The organism is Microbacterium sp. NPDC087589 (assembly GCF_044743635.1).
Taxonomy (GTDB): domain Bacteria; phylum Actinomycetota; class Actinomycetes; order Actinomycetales; family Microbacteriaceae; genus Microbacterium.
On record NZ_JBIUWV010000001.1, the window covers coordinates 351,936 to 369,033 of the forward strand.

The window sequence follows — 17,098 nt, forward strand, 5'->3', positions numbered from 1 at the left end:
ACAGAGGTGCGGCCGCGCTTCGTCGTTTGCGAGCGTCAGATCAACGCGGGCGCTGTGCCCTGACCTTGGTGGGATCGATGCCCTTCGGGATGGGAAGTGACGAGATCGACTGCGACACCGACTCGATGCGTCGGATGACAGCGCCCATGGTGGCCTTGTCGATGACCCTCGGAAGCTTCTTGATGGTCTTGGCGAGGTCGGCGATGGCGACGTCGTCATCGCCGTGGCCGACGTAGAGCACGGTCACAGGCACGCCGTGTGCGACACGGGCGGCCTTGCTGCGCTCGTCGTTGACGAGGCGGGTCAGGCGGCCGCGTGAGCCCTCTCCGACCACGACGACGCCTCCGCGTCCGACCGTGCGATAGACGGCGTCCTGCGTCTTCGGGTTGATGCCCACCGGGGTCTCGGAACCCTGCCAGTTGCGCCCGAGGCTGGTGCTGAGCACGTGTCCCGTGGCACCGGGCATTCCGTCGATCTTCTGGTACATCGCGGAGGTCGACAGGCGTGTCATCAGGAACATCGCGCCGAGCAGACCGAGCATCAGGCCCGAGATGCCCCAGAGGATGAGGGTCCACACCTGGAACGGCGGGATGAGATAGCCGACGATGAGGCCGACGAGCACACCGATGATCAGCAGCGCGATCTGGGCCCAGGGCAGCCAGGGGTAGATCTCTCTCGTGAACTTGAAGAGGGACTTGATCTGGGAGAAGAACCCCGGACGCTTCTCGGGCGCGGACGTGCGGTTTGCCATGTGCATAAGAATACCGACTCCGGGCGGCGCTCACGGCGTCGTTCGCGTCAGGCGGATTCCGGGGGCTCCTCTTTCTCTGCACGGATCACCGATCTCCGGGGAAGCGTCCACATCGTGTCTTCCGTCCACAGCAGGTCCGCGCGATGCGCTGACATGGGGTGATGGCAGAGACAGAAGCGCGACCACGAGGGGTGATGCTCGTGCCCGGTGCGCATCGCGTGATCCGGAGGATCGACCCGGGCGAGGGACCATATGCGGGAACACTCGTCACCCGAGGCGGGTCGGTGGCGGTGCAGGTCGACGCAGAGTCGATCAGCGGCTGGGCAGGTTGGGAGCACGCGGGTGACGATCACGTCGCGGGGCCACTCGACATCGTGCGTCGATCCGACGGGCATGACGTGCTGCTGCCGTGGTGCACCGAGCGCGTCTCCTCCTTCGTCGGGCGCCGTGCCGCAGCCGATGCAGCATTGTCCACCGGAGAGTTGACCACACTCGTGGCCAGCATCCTGCGCGGTCTGGGCGAACTCGCGCGCGCTCCGCGGCTCGGCGAAACCGGAGAGTGGTGGCTCACGGACGACGGGCGACCGACGTTCGTGATCGGCACAGGCGAGACAGCACAGGTTGCGGCGGCCGCCCTCGTGGCTCGGCTGCGGAAGGACTGCACGGACCGTACGCTCGGCCGGCTGCTCGTCGTGATCGAGGAGGGGCTGAGCGCTGACACGGCGAGACCGGGGATGCCGCTGCGACAGCTCGAGAAGTGGGAGGCGGAGCTGTTCGACACGGCGGCTCCGAAACCGCTGAGGCGGGATGTGCATGCGCCGGAACTGGCCAGGGACGTGGATGCGGCGAGGCATGCGGTCGCCGCTCGGCCCGACATGCGAGGTCAGCCGAGAAGCCGCTCGTCGCTGCCGCGGGAGGCCAGCAGAGTCGAGGCGCTGTCGTCACGCATCGCCGTAGTGCTCATGCAGCGCCTCGGCGCCTGGCGGGCCGCGCTGGCCCGCCCGATCGAGCGCCGAACCGGGCGCAGCGCCCACGGAGGATCCGTCCGTCGGGAACACATGGCAGAATCGGGCGCCGCCGCGAATGGCCGCGCTCCAGCGAAACGCGGTCGCCGAACGATCGTCGCCGTGTCAGCGGCGGCCGTGGTGCTCGCAGGCGGACTCCTCTGGCCCGGCGGAGCGACGGGGGAGCCGGAGGAAAGAGGTGCCACCGCTGTTCCCAAGAGCAGTCCCCGCGCGACAGAGGTTGCCCCAGCCGTCGCCGATTCGTCGCCGACGCCCTCTCCCCCTTCACCGGAACCGGATGCGCCGCCGGGGGAGGGATCGCCGCGCGACGGATCTGAGCCGGTGAGTCCCGCAGAGGCGGCACGGATGCTCCTCAGCGCGATCAGCATCTGCGGCGAGAACGACGACAAGGTCTGCGACGGTGCTGTTGCTCAGGGCTCTGTCGGTGTCGTGGACGCGCTGCGTGGCGTCAGCGACGGAGCGCTGCAGCTCGAACCGGTAGACGAGTACGGAGATGTCGCCGTGATCCGGGTGACCACTTCACAGGACTCCGACAGTACGCAGTCCGACACGGGGGAGCGGATGGTCGTGCTCGTCCGGATGGCAGAGAAATGGCTGGTCCGCGACGTGTACGACGTCGCGGACCAGCCAGGATGATGCTGCGGTCAGGCTCCGAGCTGAGCGGCGAACTGCGCCGACTCGAGGCGGGCCTTCACTGCGCCGAGGAAGCGGGCGGCGTCAGCTCCGTCGATGATGCGGTGGTCGTACGAGAGAGCGAGGTACACGTACGAGCGGACGGCGATGGCATCCGCGCCGCCGACCTTGACCAGACCGGGGCGCTTGACGACCGTTCCGGTGCCGAGGATGGCCGACTGCGGAAGGAACACGACCGGAGTGTCGAACAGCGCGCCACGCGAACCGGTGTTGGTCAGCGTGAACGTGCCGCCGGCGAGCTCATCGGGCTTCAGCTTGTTGTCTCGCGTGCGTGCGGCGAGATCAGCGATCTCGTGCGCGATCTCCGCGATGTTCTTCGACGCGGCGTCGCGCAGAACCGGCGTGAGCAGGCCGCGCTCGGTGTCGACCGCGATCGACACGTTCTCGGACTCCGGGTAGACGATGTTCTCTCCGTCTACCGTCGCGTTCACGATCGGGAAGGCGCGCAGCGCCTCTGCGGCTGCCAGGGCGAAGAACGGCAGGAACGACAGCTTGTCGCCGGTCTTCTCGAGGAACGAGGCCTTGACGCTGTCGCGGTACTCCGCCAGAGCGGTCACATCGACCTCGACGACCGTCGTGAGCTGAGCCGTCTGCTGCATCGACTCGACGGCGCGCTTGGCGAGAACCTTGCGCAGGCGCGACATCGGCTGGGTGGTGCCGCGCAACGGCGAGACCTCGAGCGGAGCGGGGGCAGAAGGAGCGGCGGCCGCAGCAGGAGCGGACGATGCGCTCTCGGCTGCCTTGAGCACGTCTTCCTTGCGGATACGTCCTCCGACACCGGTGCCGGTGACGCTGGCGAGGTCGACGCCCTGCTGCGAAGCCAGACGGCGCACGAGCGGGGTCACGTACAGGCTGTCGGTCTCGGTCGGGAGCGAGAGCTTCGACTCGGCCGGAGCCGGAGCCGGAGCCGGAGCCGGAGCGGGAGCAGCCGCGGCGCCGCCGGTGGCCTGCTCAGGAGCTGCCTGTGCGGGAGCAGCCACGGGCGCCTCAGCAGCAGGTCGCTCGGCGGGCTTGTCGACGGGTGCCTCCGAGACGGATTCCTTCGCCTCGGGAGCCTCGGCAGCAGACGGCTGCGCGGCAGGAGCCGGCGCCTCTGCTGCGGGAGCAGCCGGAGCGGTTCCGGACCCGACACGAGCGAGCACAGCGCCCACCTCGACAGTCTCGTCTTCACCTGCGACGATCTCCTGGAGCACACCGGCGACGGGAGACGGGATCTCGGTGTCGACCTTGTCGGTCGAGATCTCGAGCAGAGCCTCATCGACCTCGACGGTGTCGCCGATCTGCTTGAGCCAGCGCGTGACGGTGCCTTCGGTGACGCTCTCGCCGAGTTCGGGGAGAACGATGTCGGTGGCGTCGCCTGCGGGTGCTGCTGCGGCTGCGGCTGCGGGGGCTTCTTCGGCGGCAGCGGGCGCGGCGGCTTCGGGCTCTGCGGGAGCCTCGGCCTGCGGCGCGGCGGGCTCAGCGGCTTCCTCTGCGGCGGGCGCCGCGGCAGCGGGAGCGTCGTCGGCCGGAGCAGCTGCACTGCCGTCGCCGATTCGCGCGAGCAGCGCGCCGACCTCGATGGTCTCGTCCTCGGCGACGAGGATCTCCTCGATGACACCGGTGACAGGCGAGGGGATCTCGGTGTCGACCTTGTCGGTCGAGATCTCGAGCAGGCCCTCATCCGCCTGAACAGTGTCTCCCACCTGCTTGAGCCAGCGGGTGACGGTGCCCTCTGTGACGCTCTCGCCGAGAGGGGGGAGGACGACGGATGTGCTCATGACTGAGTCTCCTTCAAGAAGTTAAATGACGCGTGTCTAGCTTAGTGAACTGTTCACCGGTTGGTGTTCAGAGGGCGTGCAGCGGCTTTCCCGCGAGGGCGAGGAAGGCTTCTCCGAGCGCCTCGCTCTGCGTGGGATGCGCGTGGATCAGGGGAGCGATGTCCTCGGGGTGGGCTTCCCACGCGACGGCCAGCTGGCCCTCGGTGATGAGTTCGCCCACTCGGTCGCCGAGCAGATGGACGCCGATGACCGGGCCGTCCTTGAGCCGAACGACCTTCACGAGTCCGCCGGTGCCGATGATCTCGCTCTTGCCGTTTCCGGCGAGGTTGTACTCGTATGCCACCACGGCGTCCGTGCCGTGCTCTGCGACGGCCGCTTCCTCCGTGACGCCGACGGAGGCGACCTCCGGACTCGAGTAGGTGACCTTCGGGATCTGGATGTCGGGGACGTTCACCGGCGTGAGACCTGCGATGCGTTCTGCGACGGCGATGCCCTGCTGGAATCCGCGGTGCGCGAGCTGCAGCCCGGGAGTGATGTCGCCCACTGCCCACAGCCCGGGTACGCCGGTCCGGAGGTCCTGATCGACCGTGACGAAGCCGCGATCGAGCGTCACCCCCGCCTCTTCGAAGCCGAGGTCGGCCGTGACGGGTCCGCGACCGACGGCGACGAGCAGGTAGTCCGCGGTGAACTCCTTGCCGTCCTCGAGCGTGACGGTGACGGAGCCGTCGTCCTGGGTCGCGCTCTGGTAGCGGACGCCGAGGGAATACTGGATTCCACGGCGGCGGAACGCCCGCTCGAGTCCCTTGCTCATCGCGATGTCCTCGTTCGGGACGAGGTGGGGCAGCGCCTCGATGATGGTGACCTCGGTGCCGAACGACCGCCACACGCTGGCGAACTCGACGCCGATGACGCCGCCACCGAGCACCAGCACACGCTCGGGGATCACATCGAGCGACAGCGCCTGCTCGCTGGTGAGGATCCGGCCGCCGATCTCGAGCCCGGGGAGAGTCCGACTGTACGAGCCGGTGGCGAGGATCACGTCTGTGCCGACGTACACGTCGTCTCCCACGCTCACCGAGCGGTCGGCAGTGAGGCGGCCGAAGCCCGCGACGGTGGTGATGCCGCGAGCCTTGACCAAGCCCTCGAGACCCTTGTACTTCTTGGCGACGATTCCCTCGCGGTAGGCGCGGACGCCTGCAGGATCGATGCCGTCCAGAGTCGCCGAGATGCCGACATGCGCAGCGTCCCGCACGTGCTCGGCGACCTCTGCCGCGTGCAGCAGCGCCTTGGTCGGGATGCAGCCTCGGTGCAGGCACGTGCCACCGACTTTGTCCTTCTCGATGAGCGCGACGGACTTGCCGAGCTCACTCGCACGCAGGGCCGCGGCGTATCCGCCGCTGCCTCCGCCCAGGACGACGATGTCGAAGGTGTGCGTGGTCATGGTCATGCCTCCTTGTGGGATGCTTCGGCGAACGCGATGATCGATCGGACCATCGCTCCTGTGGGGCCCTTGTCGGTGAAGCCGTACGGTGCACCGTTGTGCTCACCGGAACCGGCGATGTCGAGGTGCACCCACGGGATGCGGGGCGCGTCCTTGTCTTCCGAGACGCGGCCGACGAATCGCCGCAGGAAGAGCCCGGCATACGACGCTCCGCCCATGCGATCGCTCATATTGGCGTTCTGCATGTCGGCGATGGGGGAGTCGAGTGAGTCCTCCATGTACGTCGGGAGCGGCATGTGCCAGGCCAGTTCGTCGGCTGCATCGGTCGCGGCGAGGAACTCGGCGACCGCGTCGTCGTCACCGAACACACCGGTGTGGCGGTGGCCCAGTGCCATCACGATCGCCCCGGTGAGAGTCGCGACGTCGATGATGACGTCGGGGTTCTCGCGGCTGGCGGCCACGAGGCCGTCGGCCATGACCAGGCGGCCCTCGGCATCGGTGTTCGGGACCTCGACGGTCGTGCCGTCGAGGATGCGGATCACGTCGCCCGGACGCAGCGCGCGCCCTGAAGGCATGTTGTCGGTGATGCAGAGCCAGGCGGTGACGTGCACCGGCAGGCCGAGCGCGGCGATCGCGCGCAGCGCGGCGACACTCGTCGCGGCACCCGCCATGTCGAACTTCATCCCGACCATCGAGGCTGCCGGCTTGAGCGAGAGCCCGCCGGCGTCGAACGTGATGCCCTTGCCGACGAGCGCGATGTGGCGCGTGGCGTTCGCAGGTGCGTAGTCGAGCCGCACGAGGCGGGGCGGCCTGTCGGAGCCCTGGGCGACGCCGAGGATGCCGCCGAAGCCCTGCTCTGCGAGTGCGTCCTCGTCGAGGACCTCCACGGTCACGTCTGCCAGGCCCTCGACGCTGTCTGCCGCGCTCTGAGCGAGCTGGGCGGGGCTCTGCCATTCTGCGGGCACGAACACCAGGTCCTTGATCAGGGCCATGGCCTCGCCGACGGCGATCGACTTGGCGAGGGCGGCGGCATCGAGGTCAGCATGCAGCAGAACCGACGATGCGCGGCTCTTGCCCGGGTCCGTGCGGTAGCCGTCGAACCGGTAACCGCCGAGCACCGCGCCCTCCGCGGCGGCGGCTGCGAAGTCCTCGAGACCCGGAGCCAGGGCCACGGACACCGCCTCGAACCCGGTCAGCGAACGGAGCGCCGTGCCCACCGCATTGCGTACGGCCTGGGCGTCCGGACTACGTCCCGCGCCGACGACGGCGAACGGCAGTGTCGTGACCTCGGGAGCGTACGCACGGGTGAAGGCCGACGCCGAACCGGTGAAGCCGATGCCCTGCAATGATTCGGCGAGTCCCGGATAGCCGTTCACGGCCTCCGTGGAGTCCGAGATCTCGGGGATGACGAGCACTGCGGCGTCTGCAGCGCTTCCGGGGAACTGATCTGAGGTGCGCGAGAGCGCGGGAAGCGTCATGACTCCATCCTAGGTTGGTCGCGCGTCTGGTCGCCGAGCGGGTGTTCGCTCTCAGCTTGAAGGTCACCGCCCGGCCGTCCGACGCTGCTCGTAGCATTGACTCATGCCCTTCTCCGGAGAGATCCATGAACGTGTAGCGAACGCGCCGGTCGTGCCGCGCGGACTGCCCCTTGTCCTGCTCCTGACGGGTTTCACCGACGCGGGCAACGCGGTCTCGGGGCTCATCGAGCACCTTCGAGAGACGACCTCTCCTCAGCCGGTCGCAGTGTTCGACAACGACGTGCTGCTCGACTACCGCGCGCGTCGCCCTGTGATCTCGTTCGATCAGGACCACCTGACCGAGTTCCGCCCCGCGCGGCTCGAGCTGTCGCTCGCGACGGATGCGCTCGGCCAGAAGTTCCTCCTCCTCGCCGGCTACGAGCCGGATTTCGCATGGAACGAGTTCGCACGCACCGTGCTCGAACTCGCCGACGAGTTCGAGGTGTCCGGGCTCAACTGGGTGCACTCGATCGCGATGCCTGTTCCGCACACGCGCCCCATCGGAACGACGGTGAGCGGCAACAGGCGCGAGCTCACTGTGGCGCACTCGGTCTGGCGTCCGCGCACTCAGGTGCCGGCGACCGCGGGCCATCTCCTCGAGTTCCGCTTCGCCGAGCACGGGGACCGCGTCGTCGGCTTCGTCCTGCTTGTGCCGCACTATCTCGCCGAGACCGAGAACCCTGATGCCGTGATCGCCGCGGCTGAGAAGCTGATGGCGGCGACCGGCCTCGTGATCCTGCTCGACGAGGTGCAGGAGCGCCGAGAGGACTACCTCACCCGAGTCGACGAACAGGTGCTCGGAAACGACGAGCTGCAGCAGATGGTGCAGGGGCTCGAGCGCCGTTACGACGCGTACATGGCCGGTCGTGACCCGGAGGACGGGTCTTATGACGAGGGTGGCTTCAATGAGCGCGACCTGCCGAGCGCCGACGAGCTGGCCGCAGAGCTCGAGCGCTATCTCGCCTCACGTCCCAGTGGCGACGAGGACAAGCCGGGTCGGGGCTGACGTCGAAGACGCGAACTTCGGCGGATTGCACCTGCATGACCACACGTGTGCGATACTAGGACTCTGACCCGTTGTCAATCGATCTTTCCGGAGATCGGACTTGACAAGGGTCTTACTAGTGTCCGAAATGCTCCGGGGCCTCCGAGCGGCCCCGTGAAAGGCGAAACGTGACTCCTGCCACGACGAAGAAGACCCGGACGAAGAAGACCGCCGACGCTCCCGAGGTCGACGCTCCCGTCGAGGAGGCGGCCGAGAAGCCGGCCCCCAAGACGGCAGCGCAGCGGGCCGCCGCCAAGCGCGCGCCCGCGAAGAAGAAGAAGGCTGAAGACATCGTCGAAGACGACGAGACTCCTCCCGCCGCAGAGGCCGAGGAGGACGACGAGGACTCGAAGCCGAAGTTCACCGAGCCTCTGCCGACCGGCGCCATCGTCATCTCGTCGAACGACGACGAAGACGTGCCCGTCTACTCGACTCAGATCACCGGTGCGACCGCCGACCCTGTCAAGGACTACCTGAAGCAGATCGGAAAGGTCGCCCTGCTGAACGCGGCCGAAGAGGTCGAGCTCGCGATGCGCATCGAGGCCGGGCTGTTCGCCGAGGAGAAGCTCTCCACGATGACTGCCGCCGAGAAGGCCAGCCAGCTCGGACTCGACCTGCAGTGGGTCGCCCGTGACGGCCAGCGCGCGAAGAGCCACCTGCTCGGCGCGAACCTGCGTCTCGTCGTCTCTCTCGCCAAGCGCTACACCGGTCGTGGCATGCAGTTCCTGGATCTGATCCAGGAGGGCAACCTCGGTCTGATCCGCGCGGTCGAGAAGTTCGACTACACCAAGGGCTTCAAGTTCTCGACGTACGCCACCTGGTGGATCCGTCAGGCGATCACCCGCGCCATGGCCGACCAGGCCCGCACCATCCGCATCCCGGTGCACATGGTCGAGGTCATCAACAAGCTGGCCCGCGTGCAGCGCCAGATGCTGCAGGACCTGGGTCGCGAGCCCACGCCTGAGGAACTCAGCCGCGAACTCGACATGACGCCCGAGAAGGTCGTCGAGGTGCAGAAGTACGGCCGAGAGCCGATCTCCCTGCACACGCCGCTCGGTGAAGACGGAGACAGCGAGTTCGGTGACCTCATCGAGGACACCGAGGCCGTGGTCCCTGCAGACGCCGTGGGCTTCACGATGCTTCAGCGTCAGCTCGAGCAGCTGCTCGACTCGCTGTCCGAGCGCGAGGCCGGTGTCATCCGGATGCGCTTCGGACTCGGTGACGGGCAGCCCAAGACGCTCGACCAGATCGGTGACACGTTCGGCGTGACGCGTGAGCGCATCCGTCAGATCGAGTCGAAGACGATGGCGAAGCTCCGCCACCCGAGCCGCTCGCAGTCGCTGCGGGACTACCTCGAGTGATGCAGGCGAACGAGGGCAAGGCGCTCGAGACGAGCGTCGACGGCAAGAGCTACGCGCGCATCCCGCTGCGGACGCGTGTGGTCATGCCGGATGATGACCTCGACTCGGTCGTCATGGAGTACGCGAAGGATGCGGTCCAGCCGGGCGACCTGCTGTTCGTGACCGAGAAGATCGTCGCGATCACGCAGGGCCGGTCGTACCGGCTCGACGAGATCTCGCCACGGCCTCTTGCGCGCTTCCTCTCGCGATACGTCGTCCGCACGTCTTACGGCATCGGTCTCGGAATGCCCGAGACCATGGAGATGGCGCTGCGCGAGTGCGGCACTCTGCGGATCCTGTTCGCCGCCGGCGTCTCGGTCATCACGAAGGCCTTCGGCCGCCGCGGCGATTTCTATCGCATCGCCGGCGACAAGGCCCGTGCGATCGACGGTCCGACGAAGAACACGATCCCGCCGTACAACCAGGCTGTCGTGCTCGGTCCGAAGGACCCCCGTGGCGTCGCGGAGCGCCTGAAGAAGATGCTCGGCGGAAACCTCGAAGTGGCCGTCGTCGACATCAACGACATCGGCGGCAACATCCTCGGTTCGACGCTCGACAAGGCTGGCGAGCGTCGTCTCGTCGAGATACTCGGCGACAACCCGCTCGGACAGGCGACGCAGTCGACCCCGATGGGTATCGTCCGCGAAGTCTGACCCGTCGCCCTTCGACAGGCTCAGGGACCCTTCGACAGGCTCAGAGGGACCCTTCGACAGGATCAGGGACCCTTCGACAGGCTCAGGGAGCCAGACGACAGCGAAGAAGGCCCGGATGCTTCGGCATCCGGGCCTTCTTCGTGTCCGCGCGCAGTCAGAAGCCGATCGCGGCCTGGTAGCGCGGCTTGTGACCGGTGCGGATCCCCGTGACGCTCGGCTTGTTCTCGTAGACGCCTGCGCCCCAGTTGCCCTCGACGAGGACGGGTCCGTCGGGGGTGACGACGACATCCCAGCCGACGTACTGGACCTGGGGCACGACACGAGCGACCTGATCCACGAACTCGCGGACCTCATCCATCATGGGCAGCTGGAAGTCGGCGATGGGGAACCCGGAGTCGGGGTGCGTGACGTGCACGTGGCCGTGCGAGTCGTACCCGGAGCCCACGGCGTGACCGTTCTCGTCGAGCATCGTGTAGAAGCCGCCGAAGCTCATCTGGTCGCTCACCGCGCCGCGTCCGAACTTCTGCGCCATCGCGAGGATGTGCGTCTTCTCGCCGTCGAAGAAGGCCGTGATGCGCGTGGTGTTGACGGTGCCTGGGCAGACGGCCGCGAGATCGGCGTGCTGGCGGATGACCTCTTCGACGAGCACCTGCTTCTTCGAGAGGAGCTCGGCGTGGAATGCGTCCCAATCCGTGACGTCGGCGGCGTGGTAGCGGTGCACGCCGGTGCCTGCCTGGCCGTGGGTCTCCTTGACGACGATCGTGCCCTGGCGCTCGGTGAACTCGCGTAGCTCGTCTGCGTTGCCCCGGGTGATGAGCATCCACTCCCGCCTCAGGAAGGCGTCGAAGACGGGGTTGAACTCCGCCTTGTCATGGAAGAGGTGACGGTAGTCGGGGTGGTCGTACTTCTGCGAGATCTCGTTCGACACGGGGTGGGTCATGAACGTGTCGCGCTCCGCTTTGGTGAGGATCGCGAAGTCGTAGTCGATGTAGTCCTGGAACCCGACGTTGTGACGCCCGGCAGACCACAGCATGTCGACGACCACCAGCGGCACGGCCTTGCCGTGCTGGGACGACGCCTCTTTGGCCCTCTCGATGACCGAGGCGACGTCGATGCGGCGGGCACGCGCCAGCAGATAGCGGACGCGGGGCGCGAGGGAAAAGCGTGACATGGATCTCCAAGGTCGGGGTCCTCTCCAGTCTACGGTGGGTGCGCAGAGCATCCTGAGAAGGCGGAGCTAGGCTGGAAACGTGTGTGAGAAGACATCGAGCTCCCGTCCGCGCGCGATGATCTCGCGGTCGGCGCTGGCTGCCGCATCGGCCGCCGCGGTCGATGCGGGGGGCCGCGTGGCCGACCTCCGCCGGGATGCCTGGGGACACGGCCTGTTCGCTGTCGCACATGCAGTAGTCGCGGCCGGCGCGGCTGCCGTGCGGGTGGACTGCACGGCGGAGGTCGAGGCGCTGGCACTGGAGGGCATCGACGCTGTGACCGACCGCGCTGCCGACATCGACCCCTCCCTGCTCTATGGATTGCCTGACTCCGACGGCGCGCTGCGGACGACCCCGGTGATGCGCCTGGTGGGCAGAGTGCTCTCGACCAAGCCGCTCACGGCCGGAGACGCGGTCTCGTACGGCTACACGCACCGAGCGACGCGTGATACGACCGCCGCACTGGTGACCGGCGGGTACGCGCAGGGGATCGTGCGTGCGTTGGGCAATGCCGCCCACGTCGAGATCGAAGGCGTGCAGCGTCCGATCATCGGGCGTGTCGCGATGGATGTCTGCGTGATCGATCTGCAGGGGTCAGCCGGTGTCGTCCCCGCTACCGACGCCACGTACTTCGGAGGACGCGGACCTGCCGCACCCGGACTTGCGAGGTGGGGTGCGGTGACGGGACTCACGATCGCCGAGCTCATCACCGTCGCCGGCTCCCATGCGGAGCGGGGGTGGGAGGCATGAGACGCCCCGAGCTGCGCGTCGACACAGACCGTTTCCGATCGAACATCCGCGCCGTACGCGATCGCATCGCTCAGTCGGCTCTGATGATCGTGCTGAAGGACGACGCCTACGGTCACGGTCTCCGCTGGGCGGTGGAAGCCGCGAAGGAAATGCGCGTCGAGTGGTACGGGGCGTACGACGTCCGCAGCGGAATCGAGACCAGGCGCGTGCTGGGCGACGCAGGACGGGTCTTCGCCTGGGCAACTTCGACCGATGACGAGATCGACGAGGCACTGCGGGCGCACATCGACCTGGGAGTCGGATCGGCGGAGTACCTGGCGCGCATCACGGAGGTGGCGCAGCGGAGGGGTGTGCGGGCGCGGATCCATCTGAAGATCGACACAGGACTGCACCGCAACGGTCTGCTCCCTGCTGAGTGGGGCCGCACCATCGACGACGTGCGCGCCGGTGAGGCCGCAGGGCACCTGCAGCTCGTGGGCATCTGGAGCCATCTCGCCGAGGCGAGCGACGGCGAGGACGACGATGCGCAGAGCCTGTTCCTCGAGGCCGTGCGAGTGGCGGAGCGTTCGGGCACGACTCCCGAAGCCTTGCATCTGACGGCATCCGCCGCCTCCTGGTGGCGCGCTGAGCTTCGCGGCTCGGTGTCACGGATCGGAGCGTTCTGCTACGGAGTCCGTTCGGCTGATGGCCCGGAGCTCGCGGGGGTGACACCGGTCGCGGAACTCACCGCGACGGTCGTCGACACCGTCGACGGGAACGCCGTGGTGGAGATCGGGGCGTTCGACGGAATCCCGTCGACGCTGGCAGGGGCCCGAGTCGGCACGCCCGCCGGGGCCCGCGGACTTCTGCGCATCGATGCGACGACCTCGGTGGTCGAGGGGTGGCCGGAGATGCGGCTCGGTGACTCCGTCTGGATCTTCGGCGCAGGCGAGCACGGCGAGTCGAGCGCGACGACCCTGGCCGAGCGCATCGACACCGTCGGTGAGGAGATACTCACGCGGCTCACCGCTCGCGTCCGCCGGGTGAGCACCCCTTAACGAATGCGGAGCCCGTCAGATGACGGGCTCCGAGGCGGATCGAACCGCAGCTGATCAGTCGATCAGGCGAGCGGTCTCGTCGTGCCAGCTCGTTGCGATGCTGCGGAGCTTCTCTTCGTACTTGCGCCCGTGGTGTGCGCAGAAGAGGAGTTCGGAGCCGTTGACCTCGGCGGCGATGTAGGCCTGAGCGCCACACGAATCACAGCGATCCATGGCGGTCAGGCGGAACTCGACGGCGGAGGTCTCACGTTCGGTCGTTGCGTTCATCATGGTGCCTCCTTGAGTGTCGGGTTCGCTGGTTGGGCGTGTTCAATACAACCACGCTGACGCTGTGCGCATGCCCGGTTTGCGGCGTGTTTCGCTCAGCGCGTACGCACGGCACCCGTCCTCGCCGCTCGCGGGGAGTGTCTGCGGCTCGATCAGAGGCATCGCGAATAGACTCGGAGATTGTGACCGCCGAGTATTCCGCCCATCATCTCCAGGTGCTCGAAGGACTCGAGGCCGTCCGCAAGCGTCCCGGTATGTACATCGGTTCGAACGGATCCCCGGGCCTGATGCACTGCCTCTGGGAGATCATCGACAACGCCGTCGACGAGGCCGTCGCGGGCAACGGCTCGAAGATCGACATCATCCTGCACGACGACGGCAGCGTCGAGGTGCACGACCGCGGCCGTGGCATCCCCGTCGACGTCGAGCCTCGCACCGGGCTCACCGGCGTCGAGGTCGTCTTCACGAAGCTGCACGCCGGTGGCAAGTTCGGCGGCGGGTCGTACGCGGCATCCGGTGGTCTGCACGGTGTCGGCGCCTCTGTGGTCAACGCCCTCTCGGAGCGCCTCGACGTCGAGGTCGACCGAGGCGGCAAGACCTACGCCATGTCGTTCCACCGCGGCGAGCCGGGACTTTTCTCCGACAAGGGCGAGAAGCGACCGGACGCCCCGTTCACGCCGTTCCAGGACAAGAGTGAGCTGCGGGTGGTCGGCAAGGCGCCCCGAGGCACGAGCGGCACCCGCATCCGCTACTGGGCGGACCACCAGATCTTCACGAAGGACGCCGCGTTCCAGCTCACGGAGCTGGTGACCCGCGCGCGTCAGACCGCCTTCCTCGTGCCGGGGCTCGAGCTCGTGATCCGCGATGAGCGCGCGGCCAACGGCTCCGAGGTCGAGGGCCAGCCGCTCGAGACCTCCTACCGGTACGACGGAGGCATCTCGGAGTTCGTCGAGTACCTCGCGAACGACGCGCCCGTCACGGACACCTGGCGCATCCAGGGCGAGGGCACGTTCAAGGAGACGGTTCCTGTCCTGCAGGCCGACGGCCACATGATCGCGACCGAGGTCGAGCGGGTCTGCGCTGTCGACATCGCGATGCGGTGGGGCACCGGCTACGACACGACGACCCGTTCGTTCGTGAACATCATCTCCACGCCCAAGGGCGGCACCCACACCCAGGGCTTCGAGCAGGAGCTGCTCAAGGTCCTCAGGGCCCAGGTCGATCAGAACGCCCGCCGGCTGAAGGTCGGCAGCAACGACAAGCTCGAGAAGGACGACGTCCTCGCCGGGCTCACCGCGGTACTCACCGTGAACGTCCCCGAGCCGCAGTTCGAGGGCCAGACGAAGGAGATCCTCGGCACCCCGGCTGTGCGTCAGATCGTCGCCCAGGTGCTTCGCAAGGATCTCGCCGCCCGGTTCAGCTCGACCAAGCGCGACGACAAGAGCCAGGCCACGCAGCTGCTCGACAAGGTCGTCGCCGAGATGAAAGCCCGCGTCTCTGCCCGAGCCCACAAAGAGACCCAGCGGCGCAAGAACGCACTCGAGTCGTCGACGCTTCCGACCAAGCTGGTCGACTGCCGCACCAACGAGGTCGAGCGCAGCGAGCTCTTCATCGTCGAGGGCGACTCTGCTCTCGGCACCGCGAAGAACGCCCGCAACAGCGAGTTCCAGGCCCTGCTGCCGATCCGCGGCAAGATCCTGAACGTGCAGAAGGCATCGGTGGGCGACATGCTCTCGAACGCCGAGTGCGCCTCGATCATCCAGGTGATCGGCGCGGGCTCCGGACGCAGCTTCGACATCGATGCCGCACGGTACGGCAAGGTGATCCTGATGAGCGACGCGGATGTAGACGGCGCGCACATTCGCACGCTGCTGCTCACGCTCTTCTACCGTTACATGCGACCGCTGATCGAAGACGGACGTGTGTTCGCCGCCGTGCCTCCTTTGCATCGTGTGATCGTGATCAACCCGGGGTCCAAGCCCAACGAGACGATCTACACCTACAGCGAGCAGGAGATGCACACGCTGCTCGCCAAGCTCCGCAAGTCGGGCAAGCGCTGGCACGAGCCGATCCAGCGCTACAAGGGTCTCGGCGAGATGGATGCGGAGCAGCTCGCGAACACGACGATGGAACGTGGCGGACGCCTGCTGCGCCGTGTGCGCATGGAGGATGCCGAGGCCGCCGGCCGGGTGTTCGAGCTGCTGATGGGCAACGAGGTCGCGCCCCGTCGCGAGTTCATCATCGACTCGTCCGACCGTCTGTCGCGCGAATCGATCGACGCCTGATAGTCAGCGCGTCAGCCCTTCAGCGCTTCAGAGCCAGAGCGGCTCGGTAGACGTCGAACAGTGCGTCGCGGTGGGTGTCCTGAGCGATCCTGTCCCGATGAGCGATCGCCGCTGTGCTCATTCGCGTGAGCCGCGAGGGATCCTCGCGCATCTCTCTGATCGCGGCCGCCAGGCCCTCGGCATCCGGCGTTCGGGTGACGACGCCACCGCCCTCGGGCAGCATCTCGACGAGGTCGGGATCCGTGACGATCACGGGCAGACCGGCGGCGATCCCCTCGAGGATCACCATCGGCTGATTGTCGAAGTCGAGAGAACTCGACACCAGGACGTGAGCATCCCGCATCGCCTCGAGCACGCGCGATTGGGCGACACCGCCGTGCACCGTGAGCCGGTCGGCGGGCATGCCGGCCGACGCCGCGGCGACCTGACGTCTGGCCACACCGTCGCCGAACATCTCGGCTCGGATGCCGGAGATCCGTCTCACGGCGTCGACGAAGACCTGAGGACGCTTCTCGGGCGAGAGCCTGCCGCACCACACCACCCGAAGAGACTCTCCCGGCGCGAGGGTGCGCGGCAGGGCGACGCCGATCTCGTCGAGCACCGTCGCCTCCAGGCCGTTCGAGAGCACGGTGAGCGGCGTTCGCACCCCCTGAGCCGAGAGCTTCGCCGCGAAGTGGGCCGAGGGCACTATGACCCGATCGGCGTGGTTGGCCTGGCTGACCATGAGGCGCCACATGCGCCGTGCAGCACGAGTCTTCGCATATGGCGCGCTGCTGTCGACCGTCACGCCGTCGTGGTTCAGTCGGCGGCGGTGCATGGCCGCGAGCAGCGCCGTGGTGATCGAGGGCAGCGGCAGCACCGAGCGGGTGTACACGTCGATGCGTCCGTGCATGGTCTGCACGACCGGTAGGCCCAGAGCCTTCGCCGCCTCGAATCCGCCCAGCGCCGCGAACATCTCGGTGTGCACGTGGACGAGCTCGACCCCGCGCGCGCGAAGGCCGTCAGCGAGCGCCGTCGCCACGGCCGAGGGTGGCCAGGCGAACGGATATCCGTCCGGTGCGAAGCCTCGAGCTGTCGGGAGGCGCACGACGTGCGGGTCATCGCTGGAATCGGCCAGGGGCGTGAACACGAAGACGTCGTGTCCGGCATGCTCGAGTGCCTCTCGGTGCGCCTTGATGACGGTCTGCACGCCACCGAGCGTGGGCAGGTAGTAGTCGGTGACCATGGCGATGCGCACTCGACCACAATAGGACGGCTATCGTGATG

The 17,098-nt window shown here is 67.6% G+C and carries 14 protein-coding genes; 7 read left to right on the top strand and 7 right to left on the bottom strand.

Annotated features, from left to right (window positions below; genetic code table 11):
* Positions 1 to 40: 40 nt before the first annotated feature.
* The gene (locus ACIOU8_RS01820) at positions 41 to 751 is read right to left on the bottom strand and encodes a DUF4191 family protein (protein ID WP_400785248.1); all 711 of its coding nucleotides are present in this window, start codon (positions 749 to 751) and stop codon (positions 41 to 43) included.
* Positions 752 to 912: 161 nt separating this feature from the next.
* Here ACIOU8_RS01820 and ACIOU8_RS01825 point away from each other — a divergent pair, with 161 nt between their 5' ends.
* A complete protein-coding gene (locus ACIOU8_RS01825; protein ID WP_400785250.1) occupies positions 913 to 2,412 on the top strand; it encodes a hypothetical protein in 1,500 nt (499 codons plus the stop codon).
* 8 nt (positions 2,413 to 2,420) lie between these two features.
* Here ACIOU8_RS01825 and sucB read toward each other — a convergent pair whose 3' ends face one another.
* The 3 genes from sucB to ACIOU8_RS01840 form a co-directional block, all read right to left on the bottom strand.
* The gene (gene sucB / locus ACIOU8_RS01830) at positions 2,421 to 4,229 is read right to left on the bottom strand and encodes a 2-oxoglutarate dehydrogenase, E2 component, dihydrolipoamide succinyltransferase (protein ID WP_400785252.1); all 1,809 of its coding nucleotides are present in this window, start codon (positions 4,227 to 4,229) and stop codon (positions 2,421 to 2,423) included.
* A gap of 67 nt (positions 4,230 to 4,296) precedes the next feature.
* Positions 4,297 to 5,670 carry a dihydrolipoyl dehydrogenase gene (gene lpdA / locus ACIOU8_RS01835; protein ID WP_400785254.1) on the bottom strand — a complete coding sequence of 458 codons (1,374 nt, stop codon included), beginning with the start codon at positions 5,668 to 5,670 and terminating at the stop codon, positions 4,297 to 4,299.
* A 2-nt stretch (positions 5,671 to 5,672) separates the two neighbouring features.
* The gene (locus ACIOU8_RS01840) at positions 5,673 to 7,148 is read right to left on the bottom strand and encodes a leucyl aminopeptidase (protein ID WP_400785256.1); all 1,476 of its coding nucleotides are present in this window, start codon (positions 7,146 to 7,148) and stop codon (positions 5,673 to 5,675) included.
* A 103-nt stretch (positions 7,149 to 7,251) separates the two neighbouring features.
* Here ACIOU8_RS01840 and ACIOU8_RS01845 point away from each other — a divergent pair, with 103 nt between their 5' ends.
* The 3 genes from ACIOU8_RS01845 (at position 7,252) to ACIOU8_RS01855 (ending at position 10,285) form a co-directional block, all read left to right on the top strand.
* Complete coding sequence (locus ACIOU8_RS01845) at positions 7,252 to 8,193, top strand: proteasome assembly chaperone family protein (RefSeq protein ID WP_400785258.1); 942 nt, start codon at positions 7,252 to 7,254, stop codon at positions 8,191 to 8,193.
* A gap of 167 nt (positions 8,194 to 8,360) precedes the next feature.
* Positions 8,361 to 9,593: an RNA polymerase sigma factor gene (locus tag ACIOU8_RS01850; RefSeq protein ID WP_400785260.1), complete on the top strand. Its 1,233-nt coding sequence runs from the start codon at positions 8,361 to 8,363 to the stop codon at positions 9,591 to 9,593.
* A complete protein-coding gene (locus ACIOU8_RS01855; protein ID WP_400786845.1) occupies positions 9,593 to 10,285 on the top strand; it encodes a coenzyme F420-0:L-glutamate ligase in 693 nt (230 codons plus the stop codon). The genes ACIOU8_RS01850 and ACIOU8_RS01855 overlap by 1 nt, the downstream gene beginning before the upstream one ends.
* A gap of 154 nt (positions 10,286 to 10,439) precedes the next feature.
* On the opposite strand, the gene ACIOU8_RS01860 is transcribed toward ACIOU8_RS01855, so the two are convergent.
* The gene (locus ACIOU8_RS01860; protein WP_400785262.1) at positions 10,440 to 11,456 is read right to left on the bottom strand and encodes a sugar-transfer associated ATP-grasp domain-containing protein; all 1,017 of its coding nucleotides are present in this window, start codon (positions 11,454 to 11,456) and stop codon (positions 10,440 to 10,442) included.
* 79 nt (positions 11,457 to 11,535) lie between these two features.
* On the opposite strand from ACIOU8_RS01860, the gene ACIOU8_RS01865 reads away from it, so the two are divergent.
* Together ACIOU8_RS01865 and ACIOU8_RS01870 are read left to right on the top strand one after the other, a co-directional pair.
* Positions 11,536 to 12,243: an alanine racemase C-terminal domain-containing protein gene (locus ACIOU8_RS01865; protein WP_400785264.1), complete on the top strand. Its 708-nt coding sequence runs from the start codon at positions 11,536 to 11,538 to the stop codon at positions 12,241 to 12,243.
* Positions 12,240 to 13,280: an alanine racemase gene (locus tag ACIOU8_RS01870; protein ID WP_400785266.1), complete on the top strand. Its 1,041-nt coding sequence runs from the start codon at positions 12,240 to 12,242 to the stop codon at positions 13,278 to 13,280. The genes ACIOU8_RS01865 and ACIOU8_RS01870 overlap by 4 nt, the downstream gene beginning before the upstream one ends.
* Positions 13,281 to 13,334: 54 nt before the next feature.
* Here the strand turns inward: ACIOU8_RS01870 and ACIOU8_RS01875 are convergent, their stop codons facing one another.
* Complete coding sequence (locus ACIOU8_RS01875) at positions 13,335 to 13,547, bottom strand: hypothetical protein (protein ID WP_042540282.1); 213 nt, start codon at positions 13,545 to 13,547, stop codon at positions 13,335 to 13,337.
* Between the two features lie 182 nt (positions 13,548 to 13,729).
* On the opposite strand from ACIOU8_RS01875, the gene ACIOU8_RS01880 reads away from it, so the two are divergent.
* Complete coding sequence (locus ACIOU8_RS01880) at positions 13,730 to 15,832, top strand: type IIA DNA topoisomerase subunit B (RefSeq protein WP_400785268.1); 2,103 nt, start codon at positions 13,730 to 13,732, stop codon at positions 15,830 to 15,832.
* Between the two features lie 19 nt (positions 15,833 to 15,851).
* On the opposite strand, the gene ACIOU8_RS01885 is transcribed toward ACIOU8_RS01880, so the two are convergent.
* Entirely contained in the window at positions 15,852 to 17,069 is a 1,218-nt protein-coding gene (locus ACIOU8_RS01885) for a glycosyltransferase (protein ID WP_400785270.1), read from the bottom strand.
* Between the last annotated feature and the right edge of the window lie 29 nt (positions 17,070 to 17,098).